This window comes from Nocardia sp. NPDC051911, assembly GCF_040681035.1.
Classification (GTDB): domain Bacteria; phylum Actinomycetota; class Actinomycetes; order Mycobacteriales; family Mycobacteriaceae; genus Nocardia; species Nocardia sichangensis.
Window position 1 is genome coordinate 140,279 of record NZ_JBFAXY010000010.1, and the last position, 16,911, is coordinate 157,189.

At 66.5% G+C, this 16,911-nt stretch carries 16 protein-coding genes; 9 read left to right on the forward strand and 7 right to left on the reverse strand.

Features of this window, described 5'->3' with window-relative positions; genetic code table 11:
* Positions 1-91: 91 nt before the first annotated feature.
* The 3 genes from AB0L97_RS15010 (at position 92) to AB0L97_RS15020 (ending at position 3,262) form a co-directional block, all read left to right on the forward strand.
* The gene (locus AB0L97_RS15010; protein WP_364429618.1) at positions 92-979 is read left to right on the forward strand and encodes a dioxygenase; all 888 of its coding nucleotides are present in this window, start codon (positions 92-94) and stop codon (positions 977-979) included.
* Between the two features lie 230 nt (positions 980-1,209).
* The gene (gene nrdF / locus AB0L97_RS15015; RefSeq protein ID WP_355078753.1) at positions 1,210-2,172 is read left to right on the forward strand and encodes a class 1b ribonucleoside-diphosphate reductase subunit beta; all 963 of its coding nucleotides are present in this window, start codon (positions 1,210-1,212) and stop codon (positions 2,170-2,172) included.
* A 130-nt stretch (positions 2,173-2,302) separates the two neighbouring features.
* The gene (locus AB0L97_RS15020; RefSeq protein ID WP_364429393.1) at positions 2,303-3,262 is read left to right on the forward strand and encodes a hypothetical protein; all 960 of its coding nucleotides are present in this window, start codon (positions 2,303-2,305) and stop codon (positions 3,260-3,262) included.
* A 25-nt stretch (positions 3,263-3,287) separates the two neighbouring features.
* On the opposite strand, the gene mgtE is transcribed toward AB0L97_RS15020, so the two are convergent.
* Positions 3,288-4,652 carry a magnesium transporter gene (mgtE, locus tag AB0L97_RS15025; RefSeq protein ID WP_355078750.1) on the reverse strand — a complete coding sequence of 455 codons (1,365 nt, stop codon included), beginning with the start codon at positions 4,650-4,652 and terminating at the stop codon, positions 3,288-3,290.
* Between the two features lie 782 nt (positions 4,653-5,434).
* Between mgtE and AB0L97_RS15030 the strand changes: the two genes are divergently transcribed.
* From AB0L97_RS15030 to AB0L97_RS15045, 4 genes are all read left to right on the forward strand, one after another.
* Positions 5,435-6,517: an ABC transporter substrate-binding protein gene (locus tag AB0L97_RS15030; RefSeq protein ID WP_355078749.1), complete on the forward strand. Its 1,083-nt coding sequence runs from the start codon at positions 5,435-5,437 to the stop codon at positions 6,515-6,517.
* Entirely contained in the window at positions 6,514-7,374 is an 861-nt protein-coding gene (locus AB0L97_RS15035; RefSeq protein WP_355078748.1) for an ABC transporter ATP-binding protein, read from the forward strand. Before AB0L97_RS15030 ends, AB0L97_RS15035 begins: the two co-directional genes overlap by 4 nt.
* Entirely contained in the window at positions 7,367-8,257 is an 891-nt protein-coding gene (locus tag AB0L97_RS15040; RefSeq protein ID WP_355078747.1) for an ABC transporter permease, read from the forward strand. Before AB0L97_RS15035 ends, AB0L97_RS15040 begins: the two co-directional genes overlap by 8 nt.
* Before the next feature lie 170 nt (positions 8,258-8,427).
* Positions 8,428-9,375, forward strand: a complete 948-nt coding sequence (locus AB0L97_RS15045; protein WP_364429400.1) for a TauD/TfdA family dioxygenase — start codon at positions 8,428-8,430, stop codon at positions 9,373-9,375.
* 115 nt (positions 9,376-9,490) lie between these two features.
* On the opposite strand, the gene AB0L97_RS15050 is transcribed toward AB0L97_RS15045, so the two are convergent.
* Complete coding sequence (locus tag AB0L97_RS15050) at positions 9,491-10,030, reverse strand: hypothetical protein (protein WP_364429403.1); 540 nt, start codon at positions 10,028-10,030, stop codon at positions 9,491-9,493.
* A gap of 192 nt (positions 10,031-10,222) precedes the next feature.
* On the opposite strand from AB0L97_RS15050, the gene AB0L97_RS15055 reads away from it, so the two are divergent.
* Positions 10,223-11,215, forward strand: coding sequence for an LLM class F420-dependent oxidoreductase (locus AB0L97_RS15055; protein ID WP_355078744.1), 993 nt, complete (start codon positions 10,223-10,225; stop codon positions 11,213-11,215).
* Positions 11,216-11,276: 61 nt separating this feature from the next.
* Here AB0L97_RS15055 and AB0L97_RS15060 read toward each other — a convergent pair whose 3' ends face one another.
* The 5 genes from AB0L97_RS15060 to AB0L97_RS15080 all read right to left on the reverse strand — a co-directional run bounded on the left by AB0L97_RS15060 (position 11,277) and on the right by AB0L97_RS15080 (position 16,154).
* On the reverse strand, positions 11,277-12,101 hold the full coding sequence (locus AB0L97_RS15060; RefSeq protein ID WP_364429407.1) for an SAM-dependent methyltransferase: 825 nt from the start codon (positions 12,099-12,101) through the stop codon (positions 11,277-11,279).
* 184 nt (positions 12,102-12,285) lie between these two features.
* Positions 12,286-14,367 (reverse strand): class 1b ribonucleoside-diphosphate reductase subunit alpha, encoded by a 2,082-nt coding sequence (gene nrdE / locus AB0L97_RS15065; protein WP_355078830.1) that lies wholly within the window; start codon positions 14,365-14,367, stop codon positions 12,286-12,288.
* A gap of 62 nt (positions 14,368-14,429) precedes the next feature.
* Positions 14,430-14,891 (reverse strand): class Ib ribonucleoside-diphosphate reductase assembly flavoprotein NrdI, encoded by a 462-nt coding sequence (nrdI, locus tag AB0L97_RS15070; RefSeq protein WP_355078742.1) that lies wholly within the window; start codon positions 14,889-14,891, stop codon positions 14,430-14,432.
* 67 nt (positions 14,892-14,958) lie between these two features.
* A complete protein-coding gene (locus tag AB0L97_RS15075; RefSeq protein WP_039799742.1) occupies positions 14,959-15,192 on the reverse strand; it encodes a redoxin NrdH in 234 nt (77 codons plus the stop codon).
* A 392-nt stretch (positions 15,193-15,584) separates the two neighbouring features.
* On the reverse strand, positions 15,585-16,154 hold the full coding sequence (locus AB0L97_RS15080; protein WP_355078741.1) for an NAD(P)H-dependent oxidoreductase: 570 nt from the start codon (positions 16,152-16,154) through the stop codon (positions 15,585-15,587).
* A 143-nt stretch (positions 16,155-16,297) separates the two neighbouring features.
* On the opposite strand from AB0L97_RS15080, the gene AB0L97_RS15085 reads away from it, so the two are divergent.
* Entirely contained in the window at positions 16,298-16,903 is a 606-nt protein-coding gene (locus tag AB0L97_RS15085; RefSeq protein ID WP_364429622.1) for a helix-turn-helix domain-containing protein, read from the forward strand.
* The last annotated feature ends 8 nt before the right edge of the window (positions 16,904-16,911 follow it).

The following is a 16,911-nucleotide window of genomic DNA, read 5'->3' on the forward strand; positions in this document are numbered from 1 at the left end:
TCGCCGAGGACGATGTCGACGAACGAAAGGGCACACAGTGGGCGAACGACGCGGCGAGGCGCACGAGCACGATCTCGGCCTCGCACATGACATGAAGGTGATGGTGTCGCGCCGCCGCGCCCTGTTCTTCCTCGGGGCGACCGCGGGCGCGGCGGCGGTCGCGGCCGGTTGCGCGTCGGGCTCGAACGACACCGCGGCCACGGCCACTGCGACGGCGTCCGCCACCGCCACGCAATTCGGCGGCACCACCGCCGCCCCGCAGGAGACCGCGGGTCCGTACCCGGGCGACGGATCGAACGGACCCAACATCCTCATCGAATCCGGCGTGGTGCGCAGTGACATCACGACCTCGTTCGGCTCTTATTCCGATGTCGCGCAGGGCGTCCCGATGACACTCGAGCTGACGCTGCGCGACTTGGCGAAGAACGGCGCCGCGGGGGCGGGCATGGCAGTGTACGTGTGGCACTGCGACCGGGATGGCAGCTACTCGCTCTACAGCAGCGGCATCACCGAGCAGAACTATCTGCGCGGCGTGCAGGTGGCGGGCGACGACGGCAAGGTGACCTTCACCTCGATCTTCCCCGCCTGCTACTCGGGCCGGTGGCCGCACATCCATTTCGAGGTCTACGACTCGCTGCAGACCGCGGTCGCGGGCCAGAACGCCCGTTTGACCTCGCAGATCGCCCTGCCCCAGGACATCTGCGAGGCGGTGTTCGCCCACGACTCCGGCTACGCGCGCAGCGTCACCAACCTTTCGCAGGTCACGCTGGCCTCCGACAACGTCTTCGGCGACGGCTGGGACGCGGAACTGGCCACCGTGACGGGCACGCCGTCCTCCGGGCTGCGGGTGGCGCTCACCGTGGGCGTCGCCGAGAAATCACAGAACACGCAGCCGGACAACGGTGCCGGGCCGCAGTCCGGTGGGCGCCCGCCCGGCGCACCCGGCGGCGGCGCACCCGGCGGTCGCCCGCCGCGGTGACCGGCGGCCCCGTGCCCGACCGCCACGGGCCAGGGGCCGAGCCACGGCGGCTCACCGCTTGCCGCACAATAGGGGGCCGCGCGCGGCGCGTCACAGCGTTCTTCCCGACGTAGACGCCTGCCGCGGCGACACAAGGTGTTGTGCTGAGCGGACATGTCGGCCACAAGGAGTAGTGTCCCGAGGGTAGACATTCCGTGACGACAGGTGCTCGGGAAAGGCGTGGAGGCAGGATGAAACTGATCGATCGGGTGTCGGCCATCAACTGGAATCGGGTGCCCGACGAAAAGGACGCCGAGGTCTGGGACCGGCTGACCGGCAACTTCTGGCTGCCGGAGAAGGTCCCGGTCTCCAACGACATTCCGTCGTGGAACACCCTGACCGCCGACGAGAAGCAACTGACCATGCGGGTCTTCACCGGCCTGACCCTGCTGGACACCATCCAGGGCACGGTCGGCGCGGTGAGCCTGATCCCGGACGCGCTCACCCCGCACGAAGAGGCGGTGCTCACCAACATCGCGTTCATGGAGTCGGTGCACGCCAAGAGCTACAGCTCGATCTTCTCCACGCTGTGCTCCACGCGCGAGATCGACGAGGCGTTCCGCTGGTCGGAGGAGAACCGCAACCTCCAGCGCAAGGCCGAGATCGTGCTGGAGTACTACCGGGGCGACGATCCGCTCAAGCGCAAGGTCGCCTCCACGCTGCTGGAGAGCTTCCTGTTCTACTCCGGCTTCTACCTGCCCATGCACTGGTCGTCGCGGGCCAAGCTCACCAACACCGCCGACATGATCCGGCTGATCATCCGGGACGAAGCGGTCCACGGTTACTACATCGGCTACAAGTACCAGAAGGGCCTGGAGCAGGTCACCCAGGCCGAGCGCGACGAGCTCAAGAACTACACCTTCGAGCTGCTGTTCGAGCTCTACGACAACGAGGTCGACTACACCCAGGATCTCTACGACGAGGTCGGCCTCACCGAGGATGTGAAGAAGTTCCTGCGCTACAACGCCAACAAGGCGCTGATGAACCTCGGCTACGAGGGCCTGTTCCCCAAGGACGAAACCGAGGTGAACCCGGCCATCCTCTCGGCGCTGTCGCCCAACGCCGACGAGAACCACGACTTCTTCTCCGGCTCCGGCTCGAGTTACGTCATCGGCAAGGCCGTCAACACCGAGGACGAAGACTGGGAGTTCTGAACCATCAGTTATGGTGTGGGACAACGGGGCCCGGCAGCGATGCCGGGCCCTCGCCTTGTCTCCAATCGCCGACCCGGCGGCGAAGACTCCGCGCCACAACTGTATTTCGATCCGAAGAGGGGGGTTCTCGATGTACCGACGACTGGCTCTGATCGCGGCGGTGCTGTTGACCGCTGCCGCGTGTCAGGACGACGGTCCGGCGGCGACTCCGCAGACCGGTGACGGATCCTTCTGGTCGACCGTGCCGCAGACCGACGACCAGCGTCTGGAAGTGCTGCGCCGCATGCGCGCGATGGACACCTGCGCGTTGCTGCCTCGAGCCGAACTGGCCGAAGTCGGGCAATTGCGCACCGTCGGCACCGACGGGCTGAACTCGTGCAGGGCCGAACTCGACAGCTCGGAACGCTACAAGGGAAAATCCGTCCGCTGGGCCATGGGGGGACCGGCGCCGGAAGTGAAGAACGATCGGGGTACCACCGAGCGACTCGGCGACGTGACCATCACCTTGCTGGCGGACAAGGACACACTGAGCGCCGAACAGGCCGGGCAACTCGTCCAGCGCTCCTGTTCGGCCACCGCACGCTTCCCCTCCTTCGCCGCGATCGGCCTGTGGGTGGACACGCCCTTGGGGGTCGAGCCGTGCCCGATCGCCAAGTCACTGATCACCACGGCGGTATCCGAATGGAAGCGGGAGCCACGTCAGGCCAGCGCGGCGGAAACGATCACCACCGTGCTGACCGGCGCCGACCCCTGCGCGGTGCTGCCGCGGCTCGGCGTCACGGCGGAACCCGCGCAACAGCGAGTCTCCAGCTGTACGTTCTCGTATCACGGCGACGAGATTCGTCTCGCGTACGAATACAGCGCGGAGTCGCTGGTCACCGCGGGCAGTCCGGCTTTCACCGTCGGCGACCGCACCGTCTACCGAGATGCCGCCGAAGAACTGCGGTTCTACAACGTCGCGGTCGGACCGCCGCTCGCATCGGAGAACCGCGGTTCGCTCGGGCCGCGCCTACCCGCCATCTCGCTCACCGGCAAAGCTGACGGGGCCCTCGAAGATGTTGTGCGCCAAGTACTCACGCTCTTTCCGTAGGGCGATCGTCGAGCACACCGCGCCCTCAGATACCGAGGACCAGTTTGGCCGTGGTGAAGTAGATGATCAGCCCGGTGGCGTCGACCAGGGTGGTGACCATCGGGGCGGAGACGACCGCGGGGTCGATGCGCAGTTTCTTGGCCAGCAGGGGCATGGTGCCGCCGATGGTGGCGGCCCAGCCGCAGATCAGGACCAGTGTGATCCCGACGACCAGTGCGATGCGCGGACCGACGAACAAGGCCCCGATGGCCAGGCCGACGGACGCCAGCAGTGATCCCAGCACCAGACCTACCCGGCATTCCCGCCAGATCACCCGGAACAGGTCCGACACCCGGACCTCGCCGACCGCCACCGCGCGCACGCAGGCGGTGGCGGCCTGCGCGCCCGCGTTGCCGCCCGCGCCGATCAGCAGCGGGATGAACAGCGCCAGATGCGCCGCCTGCTGCAAAGTGCCCTCGAAGAAGTCCGTCACGCTCACCGTGAGGGTCGCCGCGAACAGCAACAGCAGCAGCCACAGCGCGCGGTAGCGTGCCAGCTGGAACACCCCGGCGGCCATGTAGTGGCCTTCCCACGGCGCGGACCCCGCCTGCAACGCGACGTCCTCGCTGTCGGCGGCCTCGATCACCTCGACCGCGTCATCGATGGTCAGCAGGCCGACCAGCCGGTCCTCGCTGTCCACCACCGGCAGGTTGATGTCGTTGGTCTCGCGCATCAAGCGGGCCGCCTTCTCCGCGGCGTCGGTGGCGCGCGCGAAGGCGGGCTCGGTGACGACCAGCTCCGACACCATCGTCTCCGGCTTGCTGAGCACCAGTTCGCGCAGCTCGACGATGCCGGTCAGCCGCCTGCCCGCGTCGACGACGGGCAGCGTGTACACCGTCTCGGCGTTGCCGCCCTTGGCCCGCACCATGCCGAGCGCTTCGGCCACCGTGAGGTCACGCGGCAGCGCCACCACCTCCGGCGTCATGTACTGCCCCGCGGACCCCTCCGGGTAGCCGAGCAGGCTCGCGGTCATCCGCCGCTCGCGCGGGCTCAGCCCGGCCAGCGCCTTCTTGGCGACCTTGGCGGGCGCCTCGCGCAGCATTCGGGCGCGGTCGTCGGGCGCCATGCCCTCGACCAGGTCGCGGAAGCTCTGATCGCGCAGCCCCTGCAGGATCTGCTGCTGGTCCACCGGCTCGAGTTCCTCGAAGACGGCCAGCGCCAGGTCTTTGTCGAGCAGGCGGAACGCCATCCCGGCCCGCACGGCATCCATCCGGGCGAGTTGATCGGCGATGACGTGCGGCGGGTGGTTGCCGAGCCAGTCCAGCGCGGCGTCCACGCGGCGGGTTTCGACGATGTCCTGGAGGGATTCGGACAGCGTCGGACGTACTTCGATGATGTCGGTCTGCGACATGAGAGGACCTCAGCACATGCGTGAGTGAACGGAGAGCTCGAAATTCACACCGCGGGCGCCGGCCCCTGCCGTCGCGACCTGACTAGGAATGCGAAGGGGCGGCGCCGCGCGGCCTTCGACTGGGAGGTTCGCTGCGCATCGCTACCCCACCTCCCTCTCGTCGCCGCCGCGGAACTCGGATATCCGCACCGTTCGGATCAACATCTCACGGACACGAAAATGTCCTCGTGCAGCTTACATCGCTTCGTAGACGATGATCACCTTACGACAGGGTGTTGTGACCGAAGCCGCTCCACACCGGGGTCCGCGCGTCATACGAGACCTCAGCACCGGGAAACCGCGACGCGACTCGTTCGCAGCGCAAGCGACGACCGCCGGGACGACCGGAACCGGGCAATGCGTTACCGCGCGTCAGCCTGACCCCTTCGTAGTCCATCGGCCACCGTAAAACAGGGTTATACGCAGTCGGCGTCGAACTGTTGCTCCCACGCTTGGGAACCGGGACAGTGTTTGCCAGGCAAGTGCCGAAACAACATCGGCGCACGCAGGCACCAGTACAGCTCACGAAAGTTTCGAAGTGTCGACAGCCACCGCCCTGATCCGCCGTCGCGCGGTCGACTTCATGCGCGTTCCGCACGGAATCTGTTGCCGCTGAGGCAACGCGGCCCCCGTTTCCGACCGGATCCCGCACGGTCGTCCACCGCCGCATCGCTCCCGCTGTGGTGTCTCCGGACGCCGAGCGTCGAATCGCACGGCGTCTTCTCGTCTTCGAAAGAACAACAATGCCTTTCCCCACCTCGTCCCGGCGCGTCGCCCGCGCTCTCTCCGCCGCCGTAGCGGTGCTCACCGGGCTGTCCGTGCTCACCGGCTGCGGCGAGTCCGCACCCGCCAAGACCGCGGACGGCAAGACCGTGCTGCGCTACCAAGGCTCCACCGGGCAGGTGAGCGCCTTCGAATTGGCCGACGACCTAGGCTATTTCAGCAAGGTCAGCCTGCATTGGGAAGGCGACACCACCAGTGGCCCCGCCAACATCCAGGCTGCGGCGACGAACCAAGTCGAGTTCGGCAGCGCGTTCAACGGCGCGGTGGTCAAGCTGATCGCGGGCGGCGCGAAGGTCACCTCCGTGCTCAGTTCCTATGGCGCGGACGAGCAGTCGTTCACCGGTTACTACGTGCGTGACGATTCCGGCATCAACTCGCCGCGCGATCTGATCGGCAAGAAGGTCGCGGTCAACACCCTCGGCGCGCACCACGAATTCATCACCAGGGAGTGGCTGCATCAGCAAGGCCTGACCGAAGACGAGATCAAGCAGGTGCAACTGATCGTCGTGCCGCCGGCCAACACCGAGGAGGCGCTGCGCAAGGGACAGGTCGACGTCGCGGCCTTGGGTAGCGTCTTCCGGGACACCGCCCTCCAGCGCGGCGGCATCCACCCGCTCTACACCGACAAAGCCATCTTCGGCACGTTCGACTACGGCACCTATGTCTTCCGCAACGACTACATCGCCAAGAATCCCGAAGCGGTGGAGGACTTCGTGCAGGGCACCGCACGCGCTATCCGCTGGCTCCAGGTGACGCCCCGCGAGCAGGTGCGCGAGCGGTTCACCCAGATCATCAACAAGCGCGGCCGCAACGAGAACACCAACTTGGTGCCGTACTGGCTCAGCTCCGGAATCCCGGTGCCGGGTGCGGTGGTCGCGGACAAGGAACTGCAGATCTGGATCGACTGGCTGGTGCGCAACGGCGAACTGCCGAACGGCAAGTTGAAGGCAGCGGATCTGTTCACCAACAAGTTCAACCCCTACGCCAACGGCAAGTACAAGCCGGAGGCCGGGCCTACCGGAGAGGTGGTGGCCGCGAAATGACCACGACGGCGACGAAACTGTCGCTCACCGGAGTGAGCAAGCAGTTCGCGGTGCGCGGCTCGCACGAGCGATTCACCGCGCTCGACGACATCTCGCTGGAGCTGCGCGAGGGCGAATTCCTGGTGCTGGTCGGCCCGAGTGGTTCGGGCAAGTCCACGCTGCTGGACCTGCTGGGCGGGCTGAGCAAGCCCAGCTCCGGTGAGATCCTGCTGGACGGCAAGCCGATCACCGGCCCCGGCCTGGATCGCGGCGTCGTCTTCCAGCAGTACGCGCTGCTGCCATGGCGGACGGCCCGGTCCAACATCGAATTCGGGCTGGAGGCCAAGGGTTTACGACGCAAGGCGCGCCGCGAACTCGCCGAGCACTATCTGGAGCTGGTCGGGCTAGCCGGTTTCGGCGACCGCTACCCGCACGAGCTGTCCGGCGGCATGAAACAGCGCGTCGCGATCGCGCGCAGTCTCGCGTTCGATCCCGAGGTGCTGCTGATGGACGAGCCGTTCGCCGCGCTCGACGCGCAGACCCGGGAGTCGTTGCAGGACGAACTGTTGCGCATCTGGCGGGCCACCGGCAAGACCGTCCTGTTCATCACCCACGGCATCGATGAGGCGGTGTACCTGGGCCAGCGGGTGGCCGTGCTGACCTCACGACCCGGGCGGATCAAGGCCATCGTCGACGTCGAGATCGACCGGGAAACCGACGACGACATCCGCTCCTCCGAACGCTTCCGGGATTACCGCCACGAGATCTGGACGCTGCTGCACAGCGAGGTCCAGCGGGCCGCGAGCCTGGAACTGAAGTCCTTGTCCGACCACACGGCCGACGTCGAATCCACCACCGAGAGGACGGCCAATGTCTAGTGCCATTCAGCTGAGCGAGCGGCCGGTACGGGAGAGCGCGGCCGCGCAGGCCCGGCCCGCCCAGGTGCGCAGGGCCGAGACCGCGCCCTCCGCCGGAACACAAGCCATCCGCGCGGTGAGCCGGTTGGCCTGGCGGGTGTTCAAACCGACCGTCGTCATCGCCCTGTTCCTGCTGCTGTGGCAGCTCGCCCCGACCCTCGGCCTGGTGGACGAGGTATTCCTGCCGCCGTTCTCGGTGGTCGCCCAGGCGTTCGCCGACCTGGTGGCGAGCGGGGAGATGTGGACCCACATCTCCGCGAGCCTGAACCGTTCGCTGGCCGGGTACTCGCTCGCGTTGGTAGCCGGCATTCCGGTGGGCATCGCGATCGCCTGGTACAAGCCGGTCGCGGACTTCCTGAACCCGATTCTCGAACTGTTCCGCAACACCGCGGCGCTGGCGTTGCTGCCGGTGTTCCTGCTGATCCTGGGCATCGGCGAGACCTCGAAGGTCGCCATCGTCGTCTATGCGAGCTTCTTCCCGATTCTGCTGAACACCATCACCGGCGTGCGCACCGTCGATCCGCTGCTCGTCAAATCCGCCGCCTCCCTCGGTTTCTCGCCGTTGCGGCTGTTCCAGAAGGTGATCCTGCCCGCGGCGCTGCCGTCCATCTTCACCGGCCTGCGGATGGCCGCCGCCAGCTCGATCCTCGTGCTGCTGGCCGCCGAGATGTTCGGAGCCAGAGCCGGTCTCGGCTATCTGATCACCGCCGCGCAGCAGAACTTCGCGATCCCGAACATGTACGCGGGCATCCTCGCCATCTCGCTGCTCGGCCTCGCCTTCAACGGCCTGCTGGTCGCCCTGGAACGCCGCCTGTCGCGGTGGCGCGCCCCGGCGAACGCCTGATAACCATGCCCGCCCACCCCGCGCTCGGAAGGCAGTCGTCGTGCAGGCGCTGACCAAACGTCGCGTCGTCGACTTCATGCGCGTCTGCGGCAGCGCTTGTCGCCTTGCCGCAGACCCCGCATCTCCGGTTGCCGCCGGCCCGATCCTCTGATCCGAAATGAGTTCTTCCGATGACCGCTGTACACGAATCCCCCGTCTCGACCGCTACCGATGGCGCGGTGCACGTCGCTCCCGTCGCCGGGCACATCGGCGCCGAGATCTCCGGCGTCGATCTCCGTGAGTCGCTGACCGACCAGCAGGTCGAGGCCATCACCGACGCGCTGCACACCTACAAGGTGCTGTTCTTCCGCGATCAGCACATCGATCACGCACAGCAGATCGCCTTCTCCCGCCGCTTCGGCGCGGTCACGCCGTCGCACCCGTACGACGACGACGCGCCGACGGAGTACCCGGAGATCCTCGCGGTCGACAGCCGGCTGTACGAGAAGCGGTTCGGTGTGCGCAAGCACAGCTACACCAACCACTGGCACACCGATGTCTCCGCGCTGATCAACCCGCCCGCGGCCTCCATTCTGCGCGCCGAGATCGCCCCGGAGCGCGGCGGCGACACCGGCTGGACGAACCTCGTCGCCGCCTACGAGAACCTGCCCGAGTCGCTCAAGCGCTTCGCCGAAGGGCTGCGCGCCGAGCACCGCTTCGGCGGCAACAGGCCGGCCTGGAACTCCGACAGCGACTACGCGAAGAAGGTCGCGGCCGCGCCGCTGGTCACCGAGCACCCGGTCGTCCGGGTGCACCCGGTGACCGGTGAGCGGGCGCTGTTCGTCAACCCCGGCTTCACCACCCGGATCGTCGGGCTCACCCCGAGCCAGAGCGACGCGGTGTTGAAGCTGCTGTTCGACGAGGTCACCCACCCCGCCTACACGGTCCGCTTCCGCTGGCAGAAGGGCAGCATCGCGTTCTGGGACAACCGGGTCACCGCGCATCTCGCCCCGAGCGATCTGGACCACCTCGATGTCACCCGGGTGCTGTACCGCACCACCCTCGAGGGCGATATCCCGGTCGGCGTCGACGGTGAGCCGTCGAAGTCCGTCGCCGGTGAGAAGTTCACCGGCGCGTAGGGATCGAACAGACGCGATCGGCCGGGCGCGCGAGCTCCCGGCCGATTTCGTGCGGTCACAGCACGCGAGCCGAAGCGCTCGAACCGGAAACCGGCTCCCGGCCCCGCGCACCGGACTACAGGTGCGCCCGCGGAAACCGATCCGTCGTCTCCAGCACGGCCCGCTCCGCGTCCTCCCAGGTCGGGACGTGTCGCACCCACTCGGGGACCGGCTCCGACTGCGCGCCGAACAGCAATCGGTGCGGCACTACCTCACGCAGCGCACGGTGAACGTCGACGCGATCGTCGATCATGTGCGTGATGCCGAGTTCGGCGCAGTGCACCGCCTTGTCCGCCCGGGCACGGCAGAAGCGCACGTTCTCCCGGGCGATCCCGGTGCGGTCGTAGAAGTCGTGGTGATCGAGCCACTGGCGGGTGCGCTGCTCGATCCGCGGGCCACATTTGGAAATCACCCAGGCGCGCCCCTCGAACCGCCGGACCAGGCGCGGCAGTACCTCGAAAGCGCCCACGCTGGGCGGCGTGCGCAGCGCCTCCTCGAGCCCGCCGGAGAGGAACACCGTGTCCTCGTCCCCGGGCGCTAGAGCGGCCCCCTGGATGACCCGGCCGAAATCGACGCCGAGCCGAGGCTGCGTTTTCTTTGTTCCAGCGTGCGACATTCGCCCTCCATATATCGCCAGCGAATTCTGTTGGTGAGCAGCCTTCCGGAATGGCCCATTCGGTTAGGGCGATCGCATCAATTCGATGCGTCGAGCGCCGAACGGTTGCCAGCGCGCGGCGCACTGGTAACAGTGAGGTAGAGGCCGCGGCGCTCGCCGCGGCCGTTTCGGGTACACACGAAGGAGATATTCGTGCGCTTCGGCATCTTCGTCCCGCAGGGTTGGCGGCTCGATCTGGTGGGCATCGATCCGGCGGACCAATGGGGGGTGATGCGAGACCTCGCCCAGCGCGCCGATGCGAACCCGGTGTGGGAATCGCTGTGGGTGTACGACCACTTCCACACCGTTCCGGTGCCCACCGAGGAGGCGACGCACGAAGCGTGGTCGCTGATGTCGGCGTTCGCCGCGACCACCTCGCGTATCCGCTTGGGCCAGATGTGTACCGCGATCAGCTACCGCAACCCGGCCTATCTGGCCAAGGTGGCCGCGACGGTCGACCTGATCTCCGGCGGACGCGTCGAGATGGGCATCGGCGGTGGCTGGTACGAACACGAGTGGCGCGCCTACGGCTACGGATTCCCGTCCGCGGGCGAACGGCTGGGCCGCCTCGACGAAGGCGTGCAGATCTTCCGGCAGGCGTGGACCACCGGTTCGGCCACCCTCGACGGCAAGTACTACCAGGTGGACGGCGCGATCGTGCGCCCGCTTCCCCTCCAGCAGGGCGGGATTCCGCTGTGGATCGCTGGTGGAGGCGAGAAGAAGACGCTGCGCATCGCGGCGAAATACGCCCAGTACACCAACTTCAGCGGCAATCCCGACGAGTTCACCCACAAGTCCGAGGTGCTGCGCGCGCATTGCGCCGACGTCGGCACCGACTTCGACGCGATCGTCCGCAGTTCCAACTTCAATGTCGTCATCGGCTCCACGCAGGCCGAAGTAGAGGATCGCCTGGAGGCGCTGAAAGCCCGCCTGACGCCCGTCATCGGCGCCGACGCGGCCAAGTCCTACTTCGAGCAGCTGTACAACAGCGGCGCCGCCACCGGCACCCCCGAGCAGATCGCCGAGAACCTGCGCCGGGTCCGCGACCTCGGCCTCGGCTACGCCATCTTCAACTTCCCCGAAGCCGCCTACGACACCTCCGGCATCGAACTCTTCGAACGCGAAGTGCTCCCGGCCCTGAGCTGATCACGCGGGGCAGGACTCACGAGCACCGAGCCTCCGTGATTCCTGCCCCGGGAAGGTCCGCCTACCACACCTTACGGCCGACCGCGCTCCAGCAGTTCACTTGCGAGTCGAGCCAAGACGGCGACTCGCCCTGCGGACGCCATTGATTGGTGACGACGATTCCCGGGTCCAATAGTTCCAACCCGGTGAAGAAGCGGGCGAATTCGTCCCGCGTGCGCGTCTGGGCATAGACCCCGCTCTGCCGGTACACGTCGAGTGCGTCGGTCATCATCTCCGGTTCGAGGTCGGCGGTGATGTGCGAGACCACGAGGAACGATCCCGGCGCGAGAGCATCCATCAATGTCTCGACGATCCCGTAGGGGTCCTGCTCGTCGGCCAGGAAATGCAGCACGGCGACCAGGCTCAGCGCCACGGGGCGCTCCAGGTCCAGGGTCTCGCGGAGTTCGGGCGCGGACAAGATCGCCGCGGGGTCCTTCAGGTCGGCGTCGACGTACGCGGTGCGGCCCTCCGGCGTGCCGGTGAGCAGGGCGCGGGCATGGGTCAGCACGATCGGGTCGTTGTCCACGTAGACCACCCGCGCTTCGGGCGTCGGCGCCTGCGCCACCTGGTGCAGGTTCGGCTCGGTGGGGATGCCGGTGCCGACATCGAGGAACTGCGTCACGCCCAACTCGGTCAGCGCGTTCACCGCACGGTGCATGAACGACCGGTTCTGCCGAGCCGCGACCCTGGTGGTGGGAAACGCCGCGATCACTTTCTCGGCCGCGTCCCGATCCACTTGATAGTGGTCTTTCCCACCCAGCACATAGTCGTATATTCGAGCGCTGCTCGGCACGCTCGCGTCGTGAATCGCCCTGAGCGGCTTCCCATTGCCGCCGAGATCGGTCATCGTCGTTCCCATCACTACCGGATCGCTTCTGCCCCAGCTTATTCCAGGCGCTGACGGCCTACCGCACGCGATGCGAGGAAGAGCGCAGGATGGGGTTGCGCTTCGAGCGTAGGCGAGTGCGCGATCTCAGCGGCCGCGGAATGCGAAAAGGGCCCCCTTCCGGAGGCCCTGTTCGCAACCCGAACTACAGCATGCAGGAGACGCAACCTTCGACTTCTGTTCCCTCCAAGGCCATCTGGCGCAGCCGGATGTAATAGAGGGTCTTGATGCCCTTGCGCCAGGCGTAGATCTGGGCGCGGTTGAGATCGCGGGTGGTGGCGGAGTCCTTGAAGAACAACGTCAGCGACAGGCCCTGGTCCACGTGCTGGGTGGCCGCGGCGTAGGTGTCGATGATCTTCTCGTAGCCGATCTCGTAGGCATCCTCGTAGTACTCGAGGTTGTCGTTGGTCATGTAGGGCGCCGGATAGTAGACGCGCCCGATCTTGCCTTCCTTGCGGATCTCGATCTTCGACGCCACCGGGTGGATGGAGCTGGTGGAGTGGTTGATGTAGGAGATCGATCCGGTCGGCGGCACCGCCTGCAGGTTCTGGTTGTAGATGCCGTGCTCCATGACCGAGGCCTTCAGCTCGCGCCAGTCGTCCTGGGTCGGGATGTGCACGCCCGCGTCGGCGAACAGTCGCCGGACGCGCTCGGTCTTCGGCTCCCACACCTGATCGGTGTACTTGTCGAAGTACTCACCGCTGGCGTACTTCGATTCGGGGAAGCCGCCGAAGTACGTACCGCGCTCGATCGCGATCCGATTCGACGCCCGGATCGCGTGATAGACCACGGTGTAGAAGTAGATGTCGGTGAAGTCGATGCCCTCTTCGGACCCGTAGTGGACCCGTTCGCGCGCCAGGTAGCCGTGCAGATTCATCTGCCCGAGGCCGATGGCGTGGGAGAGGTTGTTGCCCTGCTCGATGGAGGGCACCGAGTAGATGTGGGTCTGGTCCGACACCGCCGTCAGCGCCCGGATGGCCACCTCGATGGTCTGCGCGAAATCGGGTGAGTCCATCGTCTTGGCGATGTTCAGCGACCCGAGGTTGCAGGAGATGTCCTTGCCCACCTTGGCATAGGACAGATCGTCGTTGAACTCCGACGGCGTGGAGACCTGCAGGATCTCCGAGCACAGGTTGGAGTGGGTGATCTTGCCCGCGATCGGGTTCGCCCGGTTCACCGTGTCCTCGAACATGATGTACGGATAACCCGACTCGAACTGCAACTCGGCGATGGTCTGGAAGAACTCGCGCGCCTTGATCTTCGACTTGCGGATGCGCTTGTCGTCGACCATCTCGTAGTACTTCTCGGTGACGTCGATGTCGGCGAACGGCTTGCCGTAGATGCGTTCCACGTCGTACGGCGAGAACAGGTACATGTCCTCGTTCTTCTTGGCCAGCTCGAAGGTGATGTCCGGGATGACCACGCCCAGCGAGAGCGTCTTGATGCGGATCTTCTCGTCCGCGTTCTCCCGCTTGGTGTCCAGGAACCGGTAGATGTCCGGGTGGTGCGCGTGCAGGTAGACCGCGCCCGCGCCCTGCCGCGCGCCGAGCTGGTTGGCGTAGGAGAACGAGTCCTCGAGCAGCTTCATGATCGGGATGACGCCCGAGCTCTGGTTCTCGATCTTCTTGATCGGCGCACCGTGCTCGCGAATGTTGCTCAGTAGCAGCGCCACTCCGCCGCCGCGCTTGGACAGCTGCAACGCGGAGTTGATCGAGCGCCCGATCGACTCCATGTTGTCCTCGATGCGCAGCAGGAAGCACGACACCGGCTCGCCACGCTGCTTCTTGCCCGAGTTCAGGAAGGTCGGGGTGGCCGGCTGGAAACGGCCTTCGATGATCTCGTCGACCAGTTGGCCCGCCAGCGCCTCGTCACCGGCGGCGAGCGTGAGCGCGACCATGCACACCCGGTCCTCGAACCGCTCCAGGTAGCGCTTGCCGTCGAAGGTCTTCAGCGTGTACGAGGTGTAGTACTTGAACGCGCCGAGGAAGGTGGGGAACCGGAACTTCTTGGCGTAGGCCTGCTTGAACAGCTTCTTGATGAACGCGCGGCTGTACTGCTCGAGAACCTCGGCCTCGTAGTAGTTCTCCTCGATCAGGTAGTCCAGCTTCTCGTCCAGATTGTGGAAGAAGACGGTGTTCTGATTGACGTGCTGCAAGAAGTACTGGTGGGCGGCCTCACGGTCCTTGTCGAACTGGATCTCCCCGTCCGGGCCGTACAGGTTCAGCATCGCGTTGAGGGCGTGGTAGTCGAGGACCTCGCCCGCCTCGCCGCCGCGGACCGGGGGCTGCTCTAAGCGAGCTGTCTTTCCGGCCGGTGCTGTCGTTGCTGTTGCCAAAACAATCCCAATCCCTCTCGGACGCGCTCGACGTCCTCAGCGGTTCCCATGAGTTCGAAGCGATACAGGTACGGCACCCCGCACTTGCGTGCGATGAGCTCGCCCGCGTAGCAGAAGGTGTCGCCGAAGTTCGTGTTGCCCGCCGCGATCACCCCGCGCAGCAACGCGCGGTTGTGCGGGTCGTTGAGGAACTTGGCGACCTGCCTCGGCACGAAGTCCTTGTCGGAACGATCGCCCCCCAGTACGTGCCGACCGCCCCCGTAGGTGGGGACGATCAGCACGTACGGATGGTCTACGCGCAGCGAGTCGGCGGTGTGCAGTGGTATGCGAGTCGCCGGGAGACCCAGCTTCTCGACGAAGCGATGCGTGTTCTCCGAAGCGCTGGAGAAGTAGACCAGCGCCGTCGTCTCCGACATGGTCGCCTTCCTCTTCTCGGGAGCGCCGTAGCGCTCGCCCTCGGATGAACCGGAAGCGGTGGAAGCGTCAGGCCGCCACGGTCGCGAGCGACTTGATGCGGTCGGGACGGAAGCCCGACCAGTGATCGTCCCCCGCCACCACGACCGGCGCCTGCAGGTACCCAAGTGCCATGACGTAGTCACGCGCCTCGTCGTTCTCCGAGATGTCGATGACCTCGTAGTCCACCCCGGCCTTGTCGAGGGCCTTGTAGGTGGCGTTGCACTGGACGCAAGCGGGCTTGGTGTACACGGTGACGGTCATTGATGTCCCTCTCTCCTTGTGCCTGATCCACAGCCTGTGATCCGTTGCAATTCACGATCCGACGTATGCTGCGCAAACTCCTGGATCCGAGCTCGAATCCCCTGATCAGCCACCTGTGGCCGACTCGTGCCGAGTGAGGTCTCTCGCCGTCTTCCAGTACCGAAGACACTACACCTAGTGGCCGACAGATTCCTACAACACGACATGTAGCGAGTCACATTGATGAAATTCCATCGAGAGAAGTACCAGTACGCTCGATTCACCCCGACGCAAAACAGTGGCGCAGATCACTCCACGGCGCGTCAGCTTACTTTCAGCAAACTTTCCGGCAAACGAAGAGGGCCACCGCTGCGCCCCGCAGCGATGGCCCTCGTTCAGACCGGAGAAGGAGCTTACACCGACGCCAATTCGCCGCGCGTGGCCTCCACCAAGTCGCGCACCGTACCGGCCAGCTGAGTCAGCGCCTCGGCATCGTCACGCGGATGCGTGGCGCCGAACCGCTCGCCGATGACCCCGAAGTGCAGGTGCGCGGACTCGACCACCCGCGCGCCCGCCACGCCCAGCGCCTTGACCGCGTCGCCGTGTGCCCACTGGGCGGCGTTCGGGCTGATCGATGCGCTCACCACGGCGGTGGGCTTGCTCTTGATCGCTCCCGCGCCGTAGGGACGGGAAGCCCAGTCGATCGCGTTCTTCAGCACCGCCGACAGCGTGCCGTTGTATTCCGGGGTCACCACCAGCAGGCCGTCCGCCTCGGCGACCGCGTCGCGCAGCGCCTGAGCGGCCGCGGGGACGGAGCCGGGGACATCGATGTCCTCGTTGTAGAACGGGATGTCGGCGAGCCCTTCGTAGAGAGTGACCTCGACACCCTCCGGCGCGCTGTGCGCCGCGGCCTCGGCGAGCCGCCGGTTGACCGACGCGGCGCGCAGGCTGCCGACGAGTGCGAGAATGCGGGTCTGGCTCATGACGACTCCTGGTGTACTGATGAGGTGGTGTCCGTACGTTCACCACACACTAACCGGACCATGGTCCGATTACTTCCCGCGGAGCCTGCGTGAGCGCTGTGAACTACCCCACACCGGACGCGTCGGCCGATGGCGCACCTCGGCTGCTCGACGTCGGCACGCCATTGCCGGGCACCTCGGAGCCCGCCGAGCGCGCCGACGCGGCGCGCAACCGTCAACTGCTCCTGGACGCGGCGCAGCAACTGGTGCGAGAGCACGGCGTCGACAGCCTCACCATGGACGCGCTGGCCAAACGCGCCGGGGTCGGCAAGGGCACGGTGTTCCGGCGGTTCGGAAGCAGATCCGGCCTGCTGCTCGCGCTGCTGGACCACTCGGAGCGGAAGTACCAGGAGTCGTTCATCTTCGGGCCGCCGCCGCTCGGACCGGGCGCGCCCCCGGTGGAACGACTGGTCGCCTTCGGGCGGGCCAGGCTCCTGGACATCGAGGTGGCAGGCGAGCTACACCGCGCCGCCGAGCTCGGCGAGGCGAGCGAACGCTATTCCGGTGGACCGTACGGACTACAGCGCGCGCACGTCGTGATGCTGTTGCGGCAGGCCGACGTGCCCGGGGAGGTCGCGCTGGTCGCCGACTGGCTGCTGGCGATGCTCGGCGCAGCGCTGGTCATGCACCAGATGCAAGTGCTCGGCTTCACCCGCGAGCAGATCGGCGACAACTGGGAGCTCGTCGTTCGGCGCGTCGTCGCCCGCTGAGCCGCCAG